The organism is Methylocaldum sp. 14B, assembly GCF_002005105.1.
Classification (GTDB): Bacteria; Pseudomonadota; Gammaproteobacteria; order Methylococcales; family Methylococcaceae; genus Methylocaldum.
This window is the reverse complement of the sequence record NZ_MSCV01000001.1, coordinates 110,560-127,956: the sequence shown is the minus strand read 5'-3', so window position 1 is coordinate 127,956 and position 17,397 is coordinate 110,560. Positions and strand designations below refer to the sequence as shown.

The window sequence follows — 17,397 nt, the reverse complement described above, 5'->3', positions numbered from 1 at the left end:
TACGGAAGGAGGACGTCCCTGTCCTTCACGACGAAATTCCCAAGATATATTAGAACGTTATGACCACGTCGGCGGAAAAGAGGAATTGATCGCTCTTCTTACCGGCAAAGCTTGCCGCTCCACCAGCATTGTCGTACGCGTCTGCCTTATCAGCCCAATCGTACCGAACGTTCGGACGCACCATCAGCCAATTCACCGGCTTCCAGTTCAAACCGGCCGTGAATGCATAATAACTTGATGCTGGAAGCGCCCCCAATGTCCGCGCAGGCGAAACCACGCGGAAGCCGTCGTCATCGCGGAACCATTCAGCGCGCAGCCCGACAGCAAGATCGTCTGAAATATCGTAGGTGAGGTATTGATTGATCCCATACCATTCTGCATCGGTCCCATTACTGCCAGACCGATCGGTCGCCCCGACGACGCTATTTGCCCATCCATGATCATGCTGGAAGGTGTAGTGTAGGCCTTCCATGATGTCGTGCTTTATCACTAAGCTGTACATGCTCCAATTGTTTGCGTCTTGCTCGGAAATCTCACCGCTGGTGGCGCTAAATGCTACAGAACTGCCCTTGTCATCGCTGGCCCAAGTCACGCCACCGAGAAATGCCCAATTACCAAGACCTTTGTCCCAGGCACCATCCCAACCGGCGGTTTCGCTGCCGGTCACGCCCCCCGCCGTTATCGTCCAGTTCTGATCAATCGGATAGCTTAATAACACGCCTGTGTGGGTAAAGGGTTCTCCGAACTGCATCGTATAAGCATGCGAGTAGAAGAAATTATCCGGTGCCGTCACCACTTCGTTGCCGATGATGGTGTAAAAATGCCCAATCTTCGCAGTGATGCCGTTACCGAAAGGCGCGAATATTTCAAAGTAGGCCTGTGGCAGCGCGATGTCATAGAAGCGCTCCTCGTTCATCAGACGGAGATCCCAATGTCCGCGGGGCGAACCGTAAGCCTGTGTAAATTGGGCGTCGGTGCCGAACATAAAGTCGAAGCGTCCGCCGAAATCCCAGGAATCGCCCTCTGTATTGACGGCACGCTGCAGATAAAAGTAAAGCTGATTCAGTTGAAATTCGGAGGCACGGTCATTGAACGTCACCGGCCCGTTAAATCTTCCGGCGGGCTCATTCGCGTTGTAAGTGATACCGGCGTTAATCCATCCACCAAATTGCAGCCCCAAGTTTTTCATGAATTGGGTATCGTTGACATCGGCGCCCATATAGCCGAGCAACCCGGTGGGCTCGCTCGCTTCCTCAGCCCCAACGGAGGCAGCGAAAACCGCTGCAAGAACGCCTAAAGCCACACGCCCCATTCGGATCTTGGATGAATTCTTATACATATCGCTTTTTCTCTTATGTTTTCTAGAACGATAGTCTTAAGGCAAAGTCCATACCAAGGCGAAAATAATGTGCCCTCAGTTACTTAAGTAACGCATCAGTAAGATTTTGCACCTGTTTGGTGCGCTCTTACGGCTAATTGCACCAAAACAACACTTTGTTGCAATTGACACAATCGGCCATCAAGATGACTTGAAGGCATCCGCAAAGCTAGCACCGGTGTATCAAGAAAGTCGATCAGAATTTTTCTGAAACGAGCTGCTCGGCACTAAACAACGGTTCAACTGGCAGGGAGTGCTTTTTGACCGTTCAGCGAATACACGAAATCATTCGCTCGGTTTATGGAACGCTCCATGGCTGTGATCAACCCGGCAACCCCAACGGTCATCGCTGCCAATTCATGTTCCAGCGACGCAACCGCTTTTGCATTGAGGTTATGCTTCAAAAACAACACCTGATCTTGGAATACGCTCAGTACTGGCTCGATTTTGCCCTCGGCTCGACGCATCGCGGAAATCAGTTGTCCGTAATGCTGCTGAGTGAGCTTAAGCTTTTGCCGACTGCTGCTTCGAAGGCTGCGGTTGGTGTACAGCTCCAACTCATCCTCCCATTCTGCAAAAAGAGCCTCGGCCACGTCCTGCACCGCCGCAATCCGGTCTTTGACTGCTAGAGCCTTGGCTTTACTGTAATCGAACTCGACTTTAATCTGTCGATATAAGTCTTCGAGCTCGCCACCCTGAAAGTCCGTAAGTGCGCTGAACTTATCCAGCGCACTTTGAAATTGCTCCTTGGCTTCTTCCAAACTGTCCCGCGCATTCTCCACACGACTGACGAGGATGTCTCGCTTATGATGCCCCGTCGACTCCACGGCGCGAAAATAGACCTTTTGACATTTTGATATCAAATACCGGGTCAAAGGACCCAAGAGCTGACGACATACCACGGCAAAACTAATTGGATTCGTATTGGAGGACTTATTCATAACGCACACTGCTTGTTTTTCGAGAAAAGCCAACGACAGCCATTTTAAAATCCGTATAAAACCGTTTGTAAGCTCATGGTGACAGCGTTATCATTTTTCACTTACAGAGGTCTTGAACAACTTTGCGTAAGATCCACGTCACGTTGCCGTAACGCAAACTCAATAAGCTTCGCAACGGAGTTTCATCATACAAAGGGAGATATTAAGTGAAAGCACTTAGCGAAAAGCATATGGTTGTTGTAACAGCCCTGGCGCTAGGTCTAATCATCTTCTGGCTAATCGCCTCTGATCCGCAAGCTACCACCGCCTCCACCTCATCACCTACGATAAATAACTCTCCTGATGTTGTCGCTACGGTCACGGCCGCACAGTCTTCCGACTGATTTTGTGAACCGCTTCGCCAAACGCTCGGTTCGGCGGTACCGACTTCGATAAGATTTTCTTCAAGAATGCCCCGGTATAGGAAGCCCTGTTTTCGGCAACCTGTTCAGGGGTGCCTTCCGCCACGATTAAACCACCGCCTTCACCGCCTTCCGGTCCCAAGTCGACCAGCCAGTCGGCGGTTTTGATCACGTCCAGATTGTGTTCAATCACGATCACCGTGTTGCCGTGATCGCGCAATTGATGCAGAACGCCCAGAAGTTGCCGAATGTCGTGAAAATGCAGTCCGGTCGTCGGCTCATCCAGAATATAGAGCGTTTTGCCGGTGTCCCGCTTCGATAACTCGCGGGCCAGTTTGACCCGCTGAGCTTCGCCGCCGGAAAGCGTCACCGCGTTCTGGCCCAAGCTGATGTAGCTCAACCCCACCTCCATCAGAGTATCGAGCTTTCGGGCAACGGCCGGAATCGCGGAAAAGAACTGACTGGCTTCTTCCACCGTCATTTCCAAGACTTCGTTTATCGTCTTGCCCTTGTAGCGGATTTCCAGCGTTTCTCGGTTATAGCGTTTTCCCTTGCAAACATCGCAATGGACGAAAATATCGGGCAGGAAGTGCATCTCCACCTTGATCACGCCGTCGCCGGCGCAAGCCTCGCATCGCCCGCCCTTGACGTTGAAACTGAACCGCCCCGGCGAATAGCCGCGTGACCGCGCCTCCGGGGTCGCCGCGAAGAGTTCCCGGATCGGCGTGAACAACCCGGTGTAGGTCGCGGGGTTGGACCTCGGCGTGCGACCGATCGGGCTTTGATCGATATCCACCACCTTGTCGAAATGCTCCAGTCCGTCGATGCCGTCGCTCGATGCCGGCATCGCGGCGGCACCGTTGAGCTCGCGAGCCGCGAAGCGGAACAGCGTATCGTTGATCAGAGTGGATTTGCCGGACCCCGAAACGCCGGTCACACAGGTAAAAAGCCCCACGGGAAACGAAACGTCGATACCCTTCAGATTGTTGCCGCGGGCATTCCGAATCCGGAGCACGCGCTCCGGATCGGGCGGAATACGCCGCTCCGGCACGGCGATCTCGAGACGGTTGGAGAGATATTGGCCGGTGAGGGAATCGTCGTTTGCCATGATCGCTTCTGGCGTCCCCTCGGCCACGATTCGACCACCGTGAACCCCCGCCCCCGGCCCGATATCCACGACATGATCGGCAATCCGGATGGCGTCCTCGTCGTGCTCCACGACTATGACGGTATTGCCCAGGTCGCGCAAACGCAGCAAGGTATCGAGCAGCCGCTGATTGTCGCGCTGATGCAGGCCGATCGACGGTTCGTCCAGGACGTACATCACGCCCACCAAGCCAGCTCCGACCTGGCTCGCCAAGCGAATCCGCTGGGCCTCGCCGCCCGACAGGGTATCGGCGCTGCGCGCCAGGGTCAGGTAATCGAGCCCGACATTGACCAGAAACTGGAGACGCGCGGTGATTTCCTTGACGATCTTGGCCGCCACTTCACCCCGCCGCCCGGTGAGCGTCAGTTCGCCGAAAAATTCGAGTACGCGCCTGATTGGTAAGGCGGTCAGCTCCGGCAGAGAGGAATCGACTACGAACACATGTCTCGCCGCACGGTTCAGGCGGGTCCCCTCGCATTCAGGGCAAGGCTTGCTGGAAAGATACTTGGACAGTTCTTCTCGTACCATCATCGAATCGGTTTCGCGATAGCGCCGCTCCATGTTCGGAATGATCCCCTCGAAAGCATGCCGATGGACCAGCGTATCGCCGCGCGCGGTCAGAACCTTGAATGGAATCGTTTCGGTTCCGCTGCCGTACAGAACGATATCCTGAACCGATTTCGACAGGTGACCGAATGGCTGTTCCGGATCGAAACCGTAGTGCTCGGCCAGCGACTGGACCAAATGGTAGTAATAGGCGTTTCGACGGTCCCAGCCCCGCACGGCGCCGCCCGCCAGACTCAACTGCGGATTCTGGACGACCAGGTGAGGATCGAAGAACTGTTTGACGCCCAGCCCGTCGCAGCTCGGGCATGCTCCCTTCGGATTGTTGAACGAAAAGATCCGCGGCTCCAGTTCGCTCAGGGAGTAGCCGCAATGCGGGCAGGCATATTTGTCCGAATAGACCAATTCGGTTTCCGAATCGTCCATGGACACTACCAATGCGATACCTTCGGCCAACCGTAGCGCCGTCTCGAACGATTCCGCGAGGCGCACGGCCAGGTCCGGCCTCACCTTGAACCGGTCGACCACCACTTCGATGCTGTGCTTTCGGCGAAGGTCGAGCTTGGGCGGCTCGTCCAGCTCGTAAATCTCGCCGTCAATGCGGGCGCGGATGAAGCCTTGGCTGCGCAAGTCCTCCAGCACCTGAGCGTGCTCTCCCTTGCGCTCGCTGACCACCGGGGCGAGCAGCATCCAGCGGCTGTCCTCCGGCTGGCTGAGAACGTGGTCCACCATTTGGCTGACGGTCTGCGCCTCCAGCGAGATGCCGTGCTCCGGACACCGGGGCATGCCGGCGCGGGCGTAGAGGAGCCGGAGATAATCGTAAATTTCGGTGATGGTGCCGACGGTCGAACGGGGATTGTGCGAAGTCGACTTCTGCTCGATGGAAATGGCCGGCGACAAGCCCTCGATATGGTCGACGTCGGGCTTTTCCATCACCGACAGAAACTGCCGCGCGTAAGCGGAAAGAGACTCCACATAACGTCGCTGCCCTTCGGCGTAAATGGTGTCGAACGCTAGCGACGACTTGCCGGAACCGGACAATCCCGTGATGACGATCAGCTTGTCACGGGGCAGGTCTAGGTCGATGTTTTTGAGGTTGTGGGTGCGGGCTCCACGGATCTGAATCGTGTCCATGCAAAATTCAAGCGCAAAACAGAACCTGTTACTATAGGCCGATTCCCGCCACTCGCAAAGGAGCATATTGCTTGAATCCGACCTTGCAACTCGACACTCCGATGACCCGAGCCGAGGTGCGCGCCAGCTTGTCTCTGGCCGCTATTTACATGTTGAGAATGCTGGGCATGTTCCTGATCCTGCCGGTTCTCTCGGTATTCGCCCGCGAGCTTCCGGACGCTTCGCCGCAATTGGTCGGATTCGCCATCAGCGCTTACGGCTTGACCCAAGCGATCTTTCAGATTCCCTTCGGCCTCTGGTCCGACCGCTATGGGCGGAAACGCCTGATCGTGCTCGGCTTGCTGCTCTTTGCCGCCGGCAGCGCGCTCGCCGCCCTGTCCGATTCGATCTACGGCATCATTGCCGGCCGGGCTCTACAGGGGGCCGGCGCTGTCGCCGGGGTCATCATGGCCTTGGCCGCCGATCTTACCCGCGAAGAACACCGCACCAAAGCGATGGCCTTGATCGGCATCAGCATCGGGATGTCCTTCGCGCTATCTATGGTGATCGGCCCGGTCCTCTCCGGCTGGGTAGGGCTTCACGGTCTTTTCTGGATTATCACGGCATTGGCTCTGCTCGGTATCGTGGTGCTGTACAGCGTTGTGCCGACGCCGGCCGTGAGCCGTTTTCACCGGGATACGGAAGTGCGTCCGGCATCTTTGAAGACAGTCCTGGCAAATCGCGAACTTCTGCGGTTAGACCTAGGCATCTTCTGTCTGCATCTCGTCTTGACCGCTACTTTCGTAGTTCTTCCGCTGATTTTGCGCGATTCGCTACAGATGGAAACGGCCAACCACTGGCACATCTATTTGCCCGTCTTTGGACTTGCCCTTGCCAGCATGGTTCCTTTCGTGATTCTCGCGGAGAAGAAACGCAAGATGAAAGCGGTATTCGTCTCTTTCATCGCGTTAATCGTCCTTTCGGACGTAGGGTTTACTTGGCTTCAACACGATTTCTGGATCATATCCGGGCTTCTTTACCTGTTCTTCACCGGCTTTAATCTTTTGGAAGCCACCCTCCCTTCGTTGGTGTCGAAGACCGCTCCTCTCGACCTCAAGGGTACTGCCATGGGCGTTTATTCCACGGCTCAATTTTTGGGCGCCTTCGTGGGCGGAGCTGGTGGCGGCTGGATTTACGGCCGCTACGGAATACCTTATGTCTTCCTGTTCTGCGCCGCCGTCGCTCTGCTATGGTTTATATTTGCCATCGGTATGAAAGCTCCCCGAGGTTTGAGCAGCCTCCTGGTTAACGTGAACGGATTGAGTCATGACCAAGCTTCCAGTTTGTCCAGACGATTGCTTCAAGTGCCGGGAGTTGCCGAAGCCGTAGTCCTGGCCGAAGACGGCGTGGCTTACCTGAAAATCGACAAAGAGAAGCTGGATCGCATGGCGCTGAGCGGATTGTTGCAGGAAGTCGCTGCATGAGCATGCCAAGGCTTCCGACAGTCTTTCGAAATCTGACGAAACCTGTAATTTTTACTTAAAAATTAAGAACTTCAGCTATAGCGGCAAGTCTAATATCTGTTTAAATTCTCAACCGTATCATCGATCGGAGATACCTTAATATGGCCACTCGCGGCGTCAACAAAGTCATACTCATCGGCAACCTAGGTTCCGATCCGGAAGTGCGTTACATGCCCAACGGAGGCGCGGTTACCAGTCTACGGATCGCCACGAGCGAAACATGGAAAGACCAGCAGACCGGCCAACAGCAGGAACGCACCGAATGGCACCAGGTCGTGTGCTACCGAAAGCTGGCCGAGATCGCCGGAGAATATTTGAAGAAAGGCAGCAAGGTATACATCGAGGGCAGTCTGCGCACGCGCAAATGGCAGGACAAGAACGGCCAAGACCGCTATACCACCGAAATCATCGCCGATCAGATGCAGATGCTGGACCGCGCCGGTGGTCCTTCGGCCGGCTCGGGCGGGCGCGGAGAATCCGATCGTTATGCGCCGCCATCTTCGGGATCTTCGAAGCAAGCCCCGCAGCCGGAGCCCGGATTCGGCGGCATGGACGACTTCGACGACGATATTCCGTTCTAAAGAAACTTCGCCCATCCCGAAGAAGCCCTCAAGCTTTTGTTTTCTAAATAAAGTTAGACAGAAAACCACAACGCGCGCGCCATCTTATTGATCAGGCCCGTAAATACCCTCCTGGTATTTCGGGCCGCCGCCCAGGCCCGGTACACGCCCGGCCTGGGCTCACGCGGCTTGTCGCCGCGCCGGGGCATCCCTGCCCCGGATTAACCCAACCTATATTTATAGGCCGGGTTAATAAAGCAACTTTCGGCTTCATTTCCGGGTCCAACGCAGGTACCCGGTCGGTTATGAGACGATCTATATCCGCAAGTCGACCGGCTTATCTCTTGCCGTTTTTCCGAAGCCGGTAAAACGCCAACAAACCACTCAGCGCTGCGGCGGAAGAATCGAGCCTGTAGTTGATTTTTCTAAATGCCGGCGGTGTTTGAAGGGATTAAGTTGCAGCAAAACCACCCTTCGGTCGGCAACCAAACAACCCTGATACAGCTGGAGGTCAGCGATGGCAACAACGGAAGACATCACCAAAGATCTGAAGCAAGACTTGGCCACCCTCAAAGCCGACATGGGCAACTTGATGGCTGCGATGAAGGATTTGGGCGTCGAGCAAGGACGAACCGCTTACGCAAGAGCTCGGGAGGTCGGTGAACGCGCTCGCGGCCACGCGATGGCGGCCCAGGAAAGCGTAGAGCAATATGTAGAGTCACGCCCCTTGGCCAGTCTCTTAGTGGCCTTCGGCACAGGCTTCGCAATCGGCACGTTGCTTGGTACCCGTCGCTAACGGCGGGCCGCTGCCGTGATGCGATCATTCACAGACATCGTCGCTGCGGAAAAAGCAAAGCTTTGGCAGGGGCTGAGCCGATCGGCGGTACTGCTCTCCCTGGCAATTTTCGCCACATTGGCCGCATTCGGCGGCTTGGTTTTCGCGTTGCTTGGCGTCTATTTATCGCTGGAGGCGATGCTGGAGCCTTGGGTCGCCGGAGTAATCGTCGGCGTCGCCATGATTGTGATCGCTTTCATCGCGTTATGGGTTATTGCGCGATCTTTTACCAAACAGGGCAGAGCGGCGCCGTTGCCGCCGTCGTCGTCGAGAGCCTCCCTTGCGGCCGCGCCCCAGCCTCCCTCCGCCATTCCCGACACACTGCGCGCTACCGTAACTGATGCGCTCGGTGCAGCCAATATTCGAACCAGCGATATCGCGATCGCGGCCTTGGTTGCGGGGCTGGTTCTTGGCGCCAGCCCGCATCTAAGGCAACGCTTATTTCGTAGTATTACGAGAGACTGAACCAATCCGCCCGCCGACACTGTCTGCGGCAGGCGGATTATTCAGACTGCCAAGCACTCAGATTTGCGCTACATGCTTGAGAGCGGGGATGTTAGTTTCGTATCTCTTCGCCGGCTTGCATTTTATGGCGCGAAGCATGCGTGAGCGCTTGAATTCCGCCAGAACTCGGCTGACGCTTTCAACCGTAACGCCGAGAATCGCAGCCATTTCCTCGCAGGTCAGCAGAGTTACCGCAGTCGATGTCGAAGTATCGTTTTGAATGGCCGCCAGGAAGTTCACCAACCGGGCGACGCGCGCCTTTATCGATCCGGTGGAAAAGTCGGTAATCCAGATGTCGGCACTCTTCAGATGCTGGTACCAGCACTCGATGAGCCGACAATACAAATAAGGATTATCTTTCTTGAGCTGGGCAATCGTTCGCAACGGCGCACAAATCACTTCCACCTGATCGACCGCCACCGCCGTATGCTGATACGTCGGTTCGATCAATCCCCCGAGACCGAGAAATGCACATTTGGCATGAAGCCGAACGATACGGGCCCTCCCGTCGGGCGAATAGCTGATAAGCTTCACTAAGCCCTGCACAATCGCCAGCACGGTATCGGCCGGATCGCCTTCTCTGAAGATGATTTGTTTGGCGGCGAACGATTTTCGCTTGCCTCCTCGAAAAACCGTTTCCAAACCCGCCATGTCAAGGCCTGCCAATGCATCGCCGGTGTCCTCCTCAAACACCCGAGCCGCGGGATGCCGCGCGATAGGAGAAATGCTGCCCTTTCCTAAATTAGCCATGTGCCACCTCGTCGTCCTGATTGAAATCACACCTCGCAAGCCAACTCCTTGGAAGCTCGCCTATTGGAGAGATCCCCGGTTTGCGAGGTAGCCGACCATTCCTGGTCTATGCGCGGAACGGAACCGAGTTGATCCGCGCTGAGCTAGCAAATCTCAGATTAACAAATTTGCGGATCAAACTCATCCGGTAGACCACAGACTGAAAGCCGATGTTCTGTATACCCCCAGCGTTCAGGCACCATTTCCCTCCGAACCGGGAGGCAAATTGGCTGGATGATGAACTTAATGCGTTGGGGCTGTGTCTGCGAAGTAGAGGCCCGTGGATCGTGGATTCCGCATATATGGCGATAGAGGACTTGAGAGACTCGTCCGAACAACTCGAAAATCTTGCCGGCGGCATTCGCCTGTGTGTCGCATGTCGGCTTCACGAGAGCCGCCGACACGCAGTCCCTGGCGAAGGACCGGTAAATGCCGAAATCATGGTGTTGGGCGAAGGCCCGGGCGGCAAAGAGGATGCGGCTGGCCGGCCGTTTGTCGGCCCCGCAGGCCGGTATCTCGACACGCTCCTTCGAGGTCAGGGCATCGCCCGCGACAGGCTGTTCATTACCAACTGCGTCAAATGCCGTCCGCCGAACAACCGCACGCCCCGGCGCGACGAGCTGAAAACCTGCACGAATTTGTGGCTGGAGCGTCAACTCGAGCTGATCTCGCCCAAGGTCATCGTGCTGCTTGGCCAAGTCGCCGCACGTCAGATGCTGGGCGATACCGCGACCGTTTCCGACTTGCATGGAACCACGCAGCCGCGCAACGGACGAAGCTATTTCGTAACTTATCATCCTGCCGCCGCCTTGCGTTTCGATTGGATCGCCGCCACCCTCCAGGAGGATTTCGAGATCCTGGGCAAGTTGCTCGCGCGCTCCACCGATTCATCTCAGTAGCTTTTCAGGCCTGGGTTTCACGGTCGTCGGAGCGGCCCGTCCACGGGACTTCAACGACGCGGAAAAAGGTGGCCTCCTTCCCTGCCCCACAAAGGACGCGGCGCTTGCGATACCTTCGTCACGACCCTGCCGGGCTGAATCCGGGATTCGGCGTCCGCGCACATTCCTGTTGCCGCTCTGTCCAAAAATCATTATCAATGCCCTTTGCAGCAAACAGCCTCCTGGATCAAACGTCATGAAAAGCTGGCCTTGGGTATCGATTGACCAGTCTTCGCTACGGAACCGGTTCGCCTACGTAAAAGCTTTGATCAAGAGGCTGATCAGAGACATACAGGAAGGCGGCCTGGACTACCGCGCCATGAGTCTGGTCTATACGACCCTGCTGTCGTTGACCCCGCTCCTGGCGGTCAGCTTTTCGGTACTCGCCGCGTTCGGCGTACACAACCAAATGGAGCCGCTCCTGCTGGAACTGGTGGCGCCGTTGGGCCAGCAAGGGAGGGAAATCGTCAACCGCATCATTGGATTCGTCAGCAACATTAGGGTCGGCGTATTGGGTTTCGTCGGTTTCGCCATGCTGTTCTACACGGTTCTCTCTCTACTGCAAAAAATCGAGGAGGCTTTCAACTATGTGTGGAGGGCCAAGAAATCGCGCAGCTTTCACAGACGGTTCAGCGATTATCTCAGCGTTCTTCTCGTGGGGCCGGTGCTGGTTTTCTCCGCTCTCGGACTCATAGCATCCATGGCCAGCACCGAAATCGCGCAGATAATCATCAGTCAGGAACCTTTCGGAACCTTGTATTACCTGTTGGGACTGATTCTTCCGTACCTCCTCATCATCGGTGCCTTTACCTTTGCTTATCGATTTCTTCCGAACACCCACGTGAACTTTCGTTCGGCTCTGGTCGGAGGCATCGTGGCCGGCATCGGCTGGCGCGGAGCGGGCTGGCTGTTTGCCGAATTCGTCGCCAGTTCAGCCCGGTACGCCGCCATTTACTCCGGCTTCGCGATCCTCATCGTATTCATGATCTGGATCTACGTAAGCTGGCTCATTCTATTGATCGGCGCTCAGATTTCGGTTTATCACCAGCATCCGCGCTACATCCATCTGGCCGAGCGCGACGTCAAACTCAGCTATCAGCTCTTCGAACGCCTCGGTTTCTTGATCATGTACCTGATCGCGGAACACTTTCATCAGGGAAAAAAGCCGTGGACGACCGACGCCCTAAGCCAGCACCTCGGTCTCCCTGATCTCATGATCGAGAAAATCTTGGACGCGCTGAAAACACGGAATTTGATTCTGGTCGCGGTCGAAGGCGATCAAGGATTTGTTCCCGCCCGTGATTTGTCGGCCATCACGGTATCCGAAATTCTGGAAGCGATACGAACGTCGCCGGCTGAAACGTCGTCCATCGACAAGAACACTCTCTCGGTCCCCGCCGTGGATCATCTATTGGAAAGACTGCACACGTGCGGCGCACAAGCCACCGAGGGGCTTTCTTTGAAGGATTTGGTAGATGCTTGAACTCACGGCAGCCTAATACCGGAATCCAGTTGGGCTACAAGACGCCCCCCTTGCCGCCTGCTTGCTGCCGTTCTGGCATACTAAAACCCGAGCCCGTCGATCACTATCGCGTAGGTATCCACCATGTGCCAGCTCTTGGGAATGAACTGCAATGTTCCGACCGACATCTGTTTCTCGTTCGAGGGATTTCACGTACGCGGCGGATTGACCGATCACCACCGCGACGGCTGGGGCATCGCCTTTTTCGAAGGCCGCGGTTGCCACTTATTCGTCGACTCCAAAGCGACAGTCGAATCGCCGATAGCCGATCTGGTGCGCCATTACCCGATCCATTCGACCAACGTCATCGCCCATATTCGGAAGGCCACCAAAGGCCGAATTGCCCTTGAGAACAGCCATCCTTTCCGAAGAGAACTGTGGGGCCGTTACTGGATCTTCGCCCATAACGGCACCTTGGAACATTTCGATCCGCCGCGCCCCGATGACGTCTTTCAGCCGGTCGGCGATACCGACAGCGAAAGAGCCTTCTGCTATCTGTTGAATGCGTTGCGTCGGGCGTTCCCACATGGTTCCCCGAGCCGAGAACAGGTCTATGGCGTGGTCGAGCGTATCACTGCCGAGATCGCGGAACACGGCGATTTCAATTATCTTCTTTCCGACGGCGATTCCCTCTTCGCGCACTGTTCCACGAATCTGCACTTCATCACGCGCAAAGCGCCGTTCGGCTGCGCCCACCTGGTCGATCAGGACATCACGGTAGACTTCAGCGAACTCACGACACCGTACGACAAAGTGACTGTCATCGCCACTCTCCCGCTTACCGACAACGAAATCTGGACCAAACTGCGCCGCGGCCAGCTGGTTCTATTTCACGACGGGGAGCCGTTAAATGTCGCCTAAAGGCAAAACGATCACAAGAGCGCTTTAACGACCCGCGCCACACCGAATAACAAGGCCGAGGGCAGCCAAATCCAGCGCATCTCGCTTTTAAGCACAAGCCATCCCCGGGCCGAAAAGAAGGCGTAGATTCCTATGGGCGGCACGGCGAGCGGTCGCCAGGCGAAGAAGTAACGTTTGTTCGAGAACGGCGCGAAAAGCGCAACGCCCAGACCGCCGTCGGTGAGGGCGTCGATGACGGGATGGGATAAGCTCGAAAGAAACAGGAATACGAAAACCGGCCAAGATTTGTGTTCACCGGGCAGAACGGCCATCGATAACGCTCCGAGGCATAGTGCGAAGGAGATGGAGTGAGTCATGCCGCGGTGTCCCCACGGATCACCGTAGCGCACCCCGAACGCAAAACCGACTGCATCCAGATCCGGAATCATCGAGCAGGCGACACCCAATAGCACAACCTCAGGCGATAGAATGCCATCCGGAAAACAGGCGCTCAGCGCGATCGGAACCGCCGCGTGAGAGACGATGGTAGACATAGCCCGGCTCCGAAAACCAAAACCTCATCAATACGTCGATAAGACAGCTGAACCGCCGGATAGCGTTCCCGGCGGGATCATACTGAATTTCAAGTCAAGCCATTCGTGGTAGGCTTCGCTACAGGAACATTCTTCGGAGAGCCTGGATGAAATGGATCGGCGCCGAACAAATAAACGACCGGCTCGATTATCCGTCTCTAGTGGCCTGGCTTGAAGCGGCCCACGGCAGCGAGATCGATGCGATGGACGATCTGCTGCTGAGCCGATCGCATACGGACGGGCAAACGCAGCACTTTCTCGTACGGGCCGCCTGGCAAAGCAAACTCGGCGTCGGAGCGAAGCTGGTGACGGTCTTCCCGGACAATCAAACCCGTGGACTCCCCTCGGTACAGGGCCTTTACGTTCTGTTCGGCGCCGAGGACGGTCGACCCTTGGCGTGCCTCGATGGCACCGCTCTCACCTTGTGGAAAACGGCCGCCGATTCCGCACTGGGCGCGAAGCACCTGGCCCGCGAAGATGCCAAGAGGCTGCTCATGGTCGGCGCCGGCGCCATGGCGCCTCATCTGATTCAAGCGCATCTGGCCGTCCGCCCGTCGATCGAGTCGGTATGGATCTGGAACCGCACGCCGCGCCGTGCGGTAAGATTAGCGGATTCCCTGGCTGGCCTACGGACTTCGATACACCCCACGACGGACCTGGAACAAGCGGTACGCGACGCCGATATCGTCTCCTGCGCGACCATGGCCACCGCTCCGCTCATCCTGGGCGAATGGCTCAAGCCCGGAACCCACCTGGACTTGGTCGGCGCGTTTACTCCGGATATGCGGGAGGCGGACGACACTGCCATCCGGCGAGCCAAGATATTCGTCGACTCCCGCGAGACCACTGTCGCCCATATCGGCGAACTCTGCATCCCCATCCGGAACGGCGTGATATCCGTGACGGATATCTTGGCCGATCACTTCGAGCTATGCCGCGGCATCCATCCCGGCAGACTGTCTCCCGCCGACATCACCCTATTCAAAAACGGCGGCGGCGGCCATCTGGATTTAATGACGGCGCGATTCATCCTGGATCGCGCTGATCGCAAGAATCCCTGACGCACTTGAGTCCTGCCTCCATCTTTAATGGAGAATCAACAGCCTCGGAGCCCTGTCTGGTTGCACAACTTGATAGGCATCCTCAGGCAGCACACCGCAATCCGGCCGTACCCGAAGTCGATGTCCTGCACTTCCCGTCACTAACAACTCTTCGAAGACGCTCGCTGCCCGTTCGCCAGGCCAGCCGGTCATGCGCGAGCGGGAATCGTGCTCGATGCTTAGGAAGCCTCATGGGGCCTCGATGAAATCATACACGATGACCTTGTCCACCAAGGGTTTCATTCTTTCGTTAATCACCTTATCGTGGTCCGGATGTCGCGAGTATTCGTCGAGCGCCTGTGCATTCTCGAACGTGGCCACGATAGCCACATCGTACGAGCTGTCGACAACATCCCGCTTGCCGGGCAGAGCGGCTCCCACATGGTAGCTCGACACCATCGGCAGCTTCGAAAGCGATTTGGTCGCCTCGATGTACTGCTGGCGCGCCGCTGAGCTCCCATGATCCTTGAGCCAGACGATCACGACATGATGTATGCGTCCTGCGGTCGACGGCACGACCTCGGCCGAACCGGAAGCCGCAAATGTCAGAACACACACTAAGAGGGCGAAGACTGTCATTCGTTTCATGCGATTCCCCATCTTTTTCAGTTGAGGTCGAGCAGGACCGGCTGCTCAACGCAGAGTCCTGCAGATTTGCACGGCAAGAGTATCAAGACCGATGTTCCGAAGGGCGTGTTGCCGAACATCGCAGCGATAGTAGCATGGTCCCTGATCGGCATCACGATCGCCACGGCGTCGATGATGAGCGCGGCAACCGTCGCCGCTAAGCAGGCCCGCACAGGGTATCATCGAGGAATAAGGCCCGAGAGCGATGTTGAACGTGCGTTTGCGAAGCATAAGACTGGCATTCAAGACCTTCCCCGAGCGCCGGACTTGGCGCGGATGCCTTGGGTTATTCGGCGTATACGCGCTGTGCGCTCTGCTGATCGGATGGGCGACGGGATTTTGTCGTTTGGAGTTGATGAAGGCATCCGCCTGGGTAATCGCCTCAACGCCCGTCGTTTTGCTCGTGACGCCGAGTCTTGTAGAGGAAGTCTTATATCGTGCCGTCTTACTGCCGCATCCGGTTGAAGCGGCTTCTCCGAGAACAAAACTCGTTTGGTCCTCGGTCAGTCTCGTTGCCTTTGTGGCCTCCCATCCAGTCAATGGTTTGGTGTCACGAAGAGCGGTGTTTCTCGACCCGGTTTTTTTGGTGCTGGCGACACTGCTCGGCATCGTATGCACCCTCACCTACCTGAGATCGGGATCGATTTGGGTACCGATGCTGTTTCATTGGCTTACGGGGGTCGTGTGGATCATGTTTCTGGGCGGTTGGCAGAAGCTGATGATCCCCGGAGTTTGGGAGTAACGGAACCGTTATGGAACGCGCTCTGACCGATCTCAGATTCCCCGAATATTGCACGAGAACCGAGCGATGAAGCCACCGGCCATACAAAGGCCCAAGCGCGATTTCGGCGTCAATCGCCGGATATCGGAATCTCTCGATGGCCCGGTTTGCCGCCTCGGGCCGAGACCGCCGCTCGGGCGAGATAATCCTCCCACTTCCGCGCCGTCAACTGCTGAAACATCGGCACGACGGGGTTGAGCTCGATGGGAGGTGCGTCCCAATGCTGCTCATAGCCCTGTTGCTCCGCTTCCAGGGCAATTCCGTCCTCCAGCAGTATGGGCTTGAACACCAGAGGTTTGGCGACGTTCAGCACCATCTGGGTCAGCCACTTCGGCGTTTTCACGGAAAGCAGCGGAATCTTGACGCTGTCGAAATAGAACAGGAAAAACACGCGAGTGGTCCGTTCGTCGATAGGCAGCAGGAACGACCAGTTCTTGATGCTGTCGCCGGTGTTAGTCCATTGGTAGGGATACTCGTAGCACAGTTCGATGGACCGGGTGTTGACCCGGTTACGATCGACGAAAATCCCCGAAAACCGCCCAGCGGCCATGTGGGCGTCGTAGGTCAGGTAAACCCGGTCCTCGTCGGCTTCGTGATGGGTGAGCTTGGCGTCGACGAAGGGACGGTATTTCCGATGCAGGAACGCGTGGGCGAAGTCGCAGATATTGTCGATCACCATGGAATGGTGGGTACGCCAGATGAAATCCACGGCAAAATTGGCCCATGGACGGTCTCCGGTAAGTTCCGGAATTTCGGGGATCTTTCGCTCTCCGGCCAGGGCCGGATCGCCCGGAAACAGCCAGATCAGGCCGTAGCGGACGCTTACCGGGTAGGTGCGCAACCGGTTCTTGATGAGCGGTCTGCCGAAGCTGTCATGGGAATAATCGATCAGCCAGCCGTCCCGGTTGAACGTCCAGCCGTGATAGGCGCAGCGCAGATGGCAGCCATCCACAACTCCGTGAGTGAGCTTGAGCTGGCGGTGCGGACAGCGGTTCTGAACGGCCGCGAGCCCGCCGTCCTTGCCGCGGAACAGGGCAATGGACCTCTTCCAGAACACGACTTCCTTCACCTCCCCTTTCTTGACCGCGCTGTCGTATTCCACCGCGTACCAGCGGTCCGGATCGAGGCCGGCGGCACGGGCCTTTTGCCGGGAGTTTTTGGCTTCCGCGAAATCAGGCGGCGATTGCCGGGATGTGTCTTGCGCATTCCTCATCGTCAGTACTCTCCATATGACCAAGGGT

17 protein-coding genes are annotated in these 17,397 nt (G+C 56.6%); 9 read left to right on the top strand and 8 right to left on the bottom strand.

Annotated elements, in window-relative coordinates; genetic code table 11:
- Positions 1-49: 49 nt before the first annotated feature.
- From B2A78_RS00590 to uvrA, 3 genes are all read right to left on the bottom strand, one after another.
- Positions 50-1,339, bottom strand: coding sequence for a porin (locus B2A78_RS00590; protein ID WP_077727954.1), 1,290 nt, complete (start codon positions 1,337-1,339; stop codon positions 50-52).
- A 278-nt stretch (positions 1,340-1,617) separates the two neighbouring features.
- Complete coding sequence (locus B2A78_RS00585) at positions 1,618-2,319, bottom strand: DUF2959 domain-containing protein (protein ID WP_077727953.1); 702 nt, start codon at positions 2,317-2,319, stop codon at positions 1,618-1,620.
- Between the two features lie 357 nt (positions 2,320-2,676).
- Entirely contained in the window at positions 2,677-5,565 is a 2,889-nt protein-coding gene (gene uvrA / locus B2A78_RS00580; RefSeq protein ID WP_077727952.1) for an excinuclease ABC subunit UvrA, read from the bottom strand.
- 71 nt (positions 5,566-5,636) lie between these two features.
- On the opposite strand from uvrA, the gene B2A78_RS00575 reads away from it, so the two are divergent.
- From B2A78_RS00575 to B2A78_RS00560, 4 genes are all read left to right on the top strand, one after another.
- Positions 5,637-7,028: an MFS transporter gene (locus tag B2A78_RS00575; RefSeq protein ID WP_346425828.1), complete on the top strand. Its 1,392-nt coding sequence runs from the start codon at positions 5,637-5,639 to the stop codon at positions 7,026-7,028.
- 140 nt (positions 7,029-7,168) lie between these two features.
- A complete protein-coding gene (gene ssb / locus B2A78_RS00570; protein WP_077727951.1) occupies positions 7,169-7,648 on the top strand; it encodes a single-stranded DNA-binding protein in 480 nt (159 codons plus the stop codon).
- Positions 7,649-8,144: 496 nt separating this feature from the next.
- Positions 8,145-8,423, top strand: coding sequence for a hypothetical protein (locus B2A78_RS00565; RefSeq protein ID WP_077727950.1), 279 nt, complete (start codon positions 8,145-8,147; stop codon positions 8,421-8,423).
- Positions 8,424-8,441: 18 nt separating this feature from the next.
- A complete protein-coding gene (locus B2A78_RS00560; protein WP_077727949.1) occupies positions 8,442-8,927 on the top strand; it encodes a phage holin family protein in 486 nt (161 codons plus the stop codon).
- 57 nt (positions 8,928-8,984) lie between these two features.
- On the opposite strand, the gene B2A78_RS00555 is transcribed toward B2A78_RS00560, so the two are convergent.
- Positions 8,985-9,716: a Crp/Fnr family transcriptional regulator gene (locus B2A78_RS00555; RefSeq protein ID WP_077727948.1), complete on the bottom strand. Its 732-nt coding sequence runs from the start codon at positions 9,714-9,716 to the stop codon at positions 8,985-8,987.
- Between the two features lie 326 nt (positions 9,717-10,042).
- Here B2A78_RS00555 and B2A78_RS00550 point away from each other — a divergent pair, with 326 nt between their 5' ends.
- The 3 genes from B2A78_RS00550 (at position 10,043) to B2A78_RS00540 (ending at position 13,076) form a co-directional block, all read left to right on the top strand.
- Positions 10,043-10,654, top strand: coding sequence for a uracil-DNA glycosylase (locus tag B2A78_RS00550; RefSeq protein WP_156879499.1), 612 nt, complete (start codon positions 10,043-10,045; stop codon positions 10,652-10,654).
- 235 nt (positions 10,655-10,889) lie between these two features.
- Positions 10,890-12,176 carry a YhjD/YihY/BrkB family envelope integrity protein gene (locus B2A78_RS00545; protein ID WP_077727946.1) on the top strand — a complete coding sequence of 429 codons (1,287 nt, stop codon included), beginning with the start codon at positions 10,890-10,892 and terminating at the stop codon, positions 12,174-12,176.
- A gap of 123 nt (positions 12,177-12,299) precedes the next feature.
- A complete protein-coding gene (locus B2A78_RS00540; RefSeq protein WP_077727945.1) occupies positions 12,300-13,076 on the top strand; it encodes a class II glutamine amidotransferase in 777 nt (258 codons plus the stop codon).
- Positions 13,077-13,087: 11 nt separating this feature from the next.
- Here the strand turns inward: B2A78_RS00540 and B2A78_RS00535 are convergent, their stop codons facing one another.
- Entirely contained in the window at positions 13,088-13,609 is a 522-nt protein-coding gene (locus B2A78_RS00535; RefSeq protein ID WP_077727944.1) for a metal-dependent hydrolase, read from the bottom strand.
- Between the two features lie 146 nt (positions 13,610-13,755).
- Between B2A78_RS00535 and B2A78_RS00530 the strand changes: the two genes are divergently transcribed.
- On the top strand, positions 13,756-14,709 hold the full coding sequence (locus B2A78_RS00530; protein ID WP_077727943.1) for an ornithine cyclodeaminase family protein: 954 nt from the start codon (positions 13,756-13,758) through the stop codon (positions 14,707-14,709).
- Between the two features lie 228 nt (positions 14,710-14,937).
- On the opposite strand, the gene B2A78_RS00525 is transcribed toward B2A78_RS00530, so the two are convergent.
- Together B2A78_RS00525 and B2A78_RS00520 are read right to left on the bottom strand one after the other, a co-directional pair.
- Positions 14,938-15,336, bottom strand: a complete 399-nt coding sequence (locus B2A78_RS00525) for a Dabb family protein (protein WP_240502354.1) — start codon at positions 15,334-15,336, stop codon at positions 14,938-14,940.
- A gap of 17 nt (positions 15,337-15,353) precedes the next feature.
- Positions 15,354-15,548, bottom strand: a complete 195-nt coding sequence (locus tag B2A78_RS00520) for a hypothetical protein (RefSeq protein ID WP_077727942.1) — start codon at positions 15,546-15,548, stop codon at positions 15,354-15,356.
- A 32-nt stretch (positions 15,549-15,580) separates the two neighbouring features.
- Here B2A78_RS00520 and B2A78_RS00515 point away from each other — a divergent pair, with 32 nt between their 5' ends.
- Positions 15,581-16,117 (top strand): CPBP family glutamic-type intramembrane protease, encoded by a 537-nt coding sequence (locus B2A78_RS00515; protein WP_077727941.1) that lies wholly within the window; start codon positions 15,581-15,583, stop codon positions 16,115-16,117.
- Between the two features lie 109 nt (positions 16,118-16,226).
- Here the strand turns inward: B2A78_RS00515 and B2A78_RS00510 are convergent, their stop codons facing one another.
- Positions 16,227-17,369: a Rieske 2Fe-2S domain-containing protein gene (locus B2A78_RS00510; RefSeq protein ID WP_077727940.1), complete on the bottom strand. Its 1,143-nt coding sequence runs from the start codon at positions 17,367-17,369 to the stop codon at positions 16,227-16,229.
- Positions 17,370-17,397: the final 28 nt, after the last annotated feature.

Excerpts from the sequence above, each read along its gene's own strand:
- B2A78_RS00530 (WP_077727943.1), top strand. The coding sequence starts at position 13,756 with ATGAAATGGATCGGCGCCGAACAAATAAACGACCGGCTCGATTATCCG.
- B2A78_RS00540 (WP_077727945.1), top strand. The coding sequence starts at position 12,300 with ATGTGCCAGCTCTTGGGAATGAACTGCAATGTTCCGACCGACATCTGT.
- uvrA (WP_077727952.1), bottom strand. The coding sequence starts at position 5,565 with ATGGACACGATTCAGATCCGTGGAGCCCGCACCCACAACCTCAAAAAC.
- B2A78_RS00560 (WP_077727949.1), top strand. The coding sequence starts at position 8,442 with ATGCGATCATTCACAGACATCGTCGCTGCGGAAAAAGCAAAGCTTTGG.
- B2A78_RS00515 (WP_077727941.1), top strand. The coding sequence starts at position 15,581 with ATGTTGAACGTGCGTTTGCGAAGCATAAGACTGGCATTCAAGACCTTC.
- B2A78_RS00555 (WP_077727948.1), bottom strand. The coding sequence starts at position 9,716 with ATGGCTAATTTAGGAAAGGGCAGCATTTCTCCTATCGCGCGGCATCCC.
- B2A78_RS00525 (WP_240502354.1), bottom strand. The coding sequence starts at position 15,336 with ATGAAACGAATGACAGTCTTCGCCCTCTTAGTGTGTGTTCTGACATTT.
- B2A78_RS00565 (WP_077727950.1), top strand. The coding sequence starts at position 8,145 with ATGGCAACAACGGAAGACATCACCAAAGATCTGAAGCAAGACTTGGCC.
- B2A78_RS00590 (WP_077727954.1), bottom strand. The coding sequence starts at position 1,339 with ATGTATAAGAATTCATCCAAGATCCGAATGGGGCGTGTGGCTTTAGGC.
- B2A78_RS00545 (WP_077727946.1), top strand. The coding sequence starts at position 10,890 with ATGAAAAGCTGGCCTTGGGTATCGATTGACCAGTCTTCGCTACGGAAC.
- B2A78_RS00510 (WP_077727940.1), bottom strand. The coding sequence starts at position 17,369 with ATGAGGAATGCGCAAGACACATCCCGGCAATCGCCGCCTGATTTCGCG.
- B2A78_RS00585 (WP_077727953.1), bottom strand. The coding sequence starts at position 2,319 with ATGAATAAGTCCTCCAATACGAATCCAATTAGTTTTGCCGTGGTATGT.
- ssb (WP_077727951.1), top strand. The coding sequence starts at position 7,169 with ATGGCCACTCGCGGCGTCAACAAAGTCATACTCATCGGCAACCTAGGT.
- B2A78_RS00535 (WP_077727944.1), bottom strand. The coding sequence starts at position 13,609 with ATGTCTACCATCGTCTCTCACGCGGCGGTTCCGATCGCGCTGAGCGCC.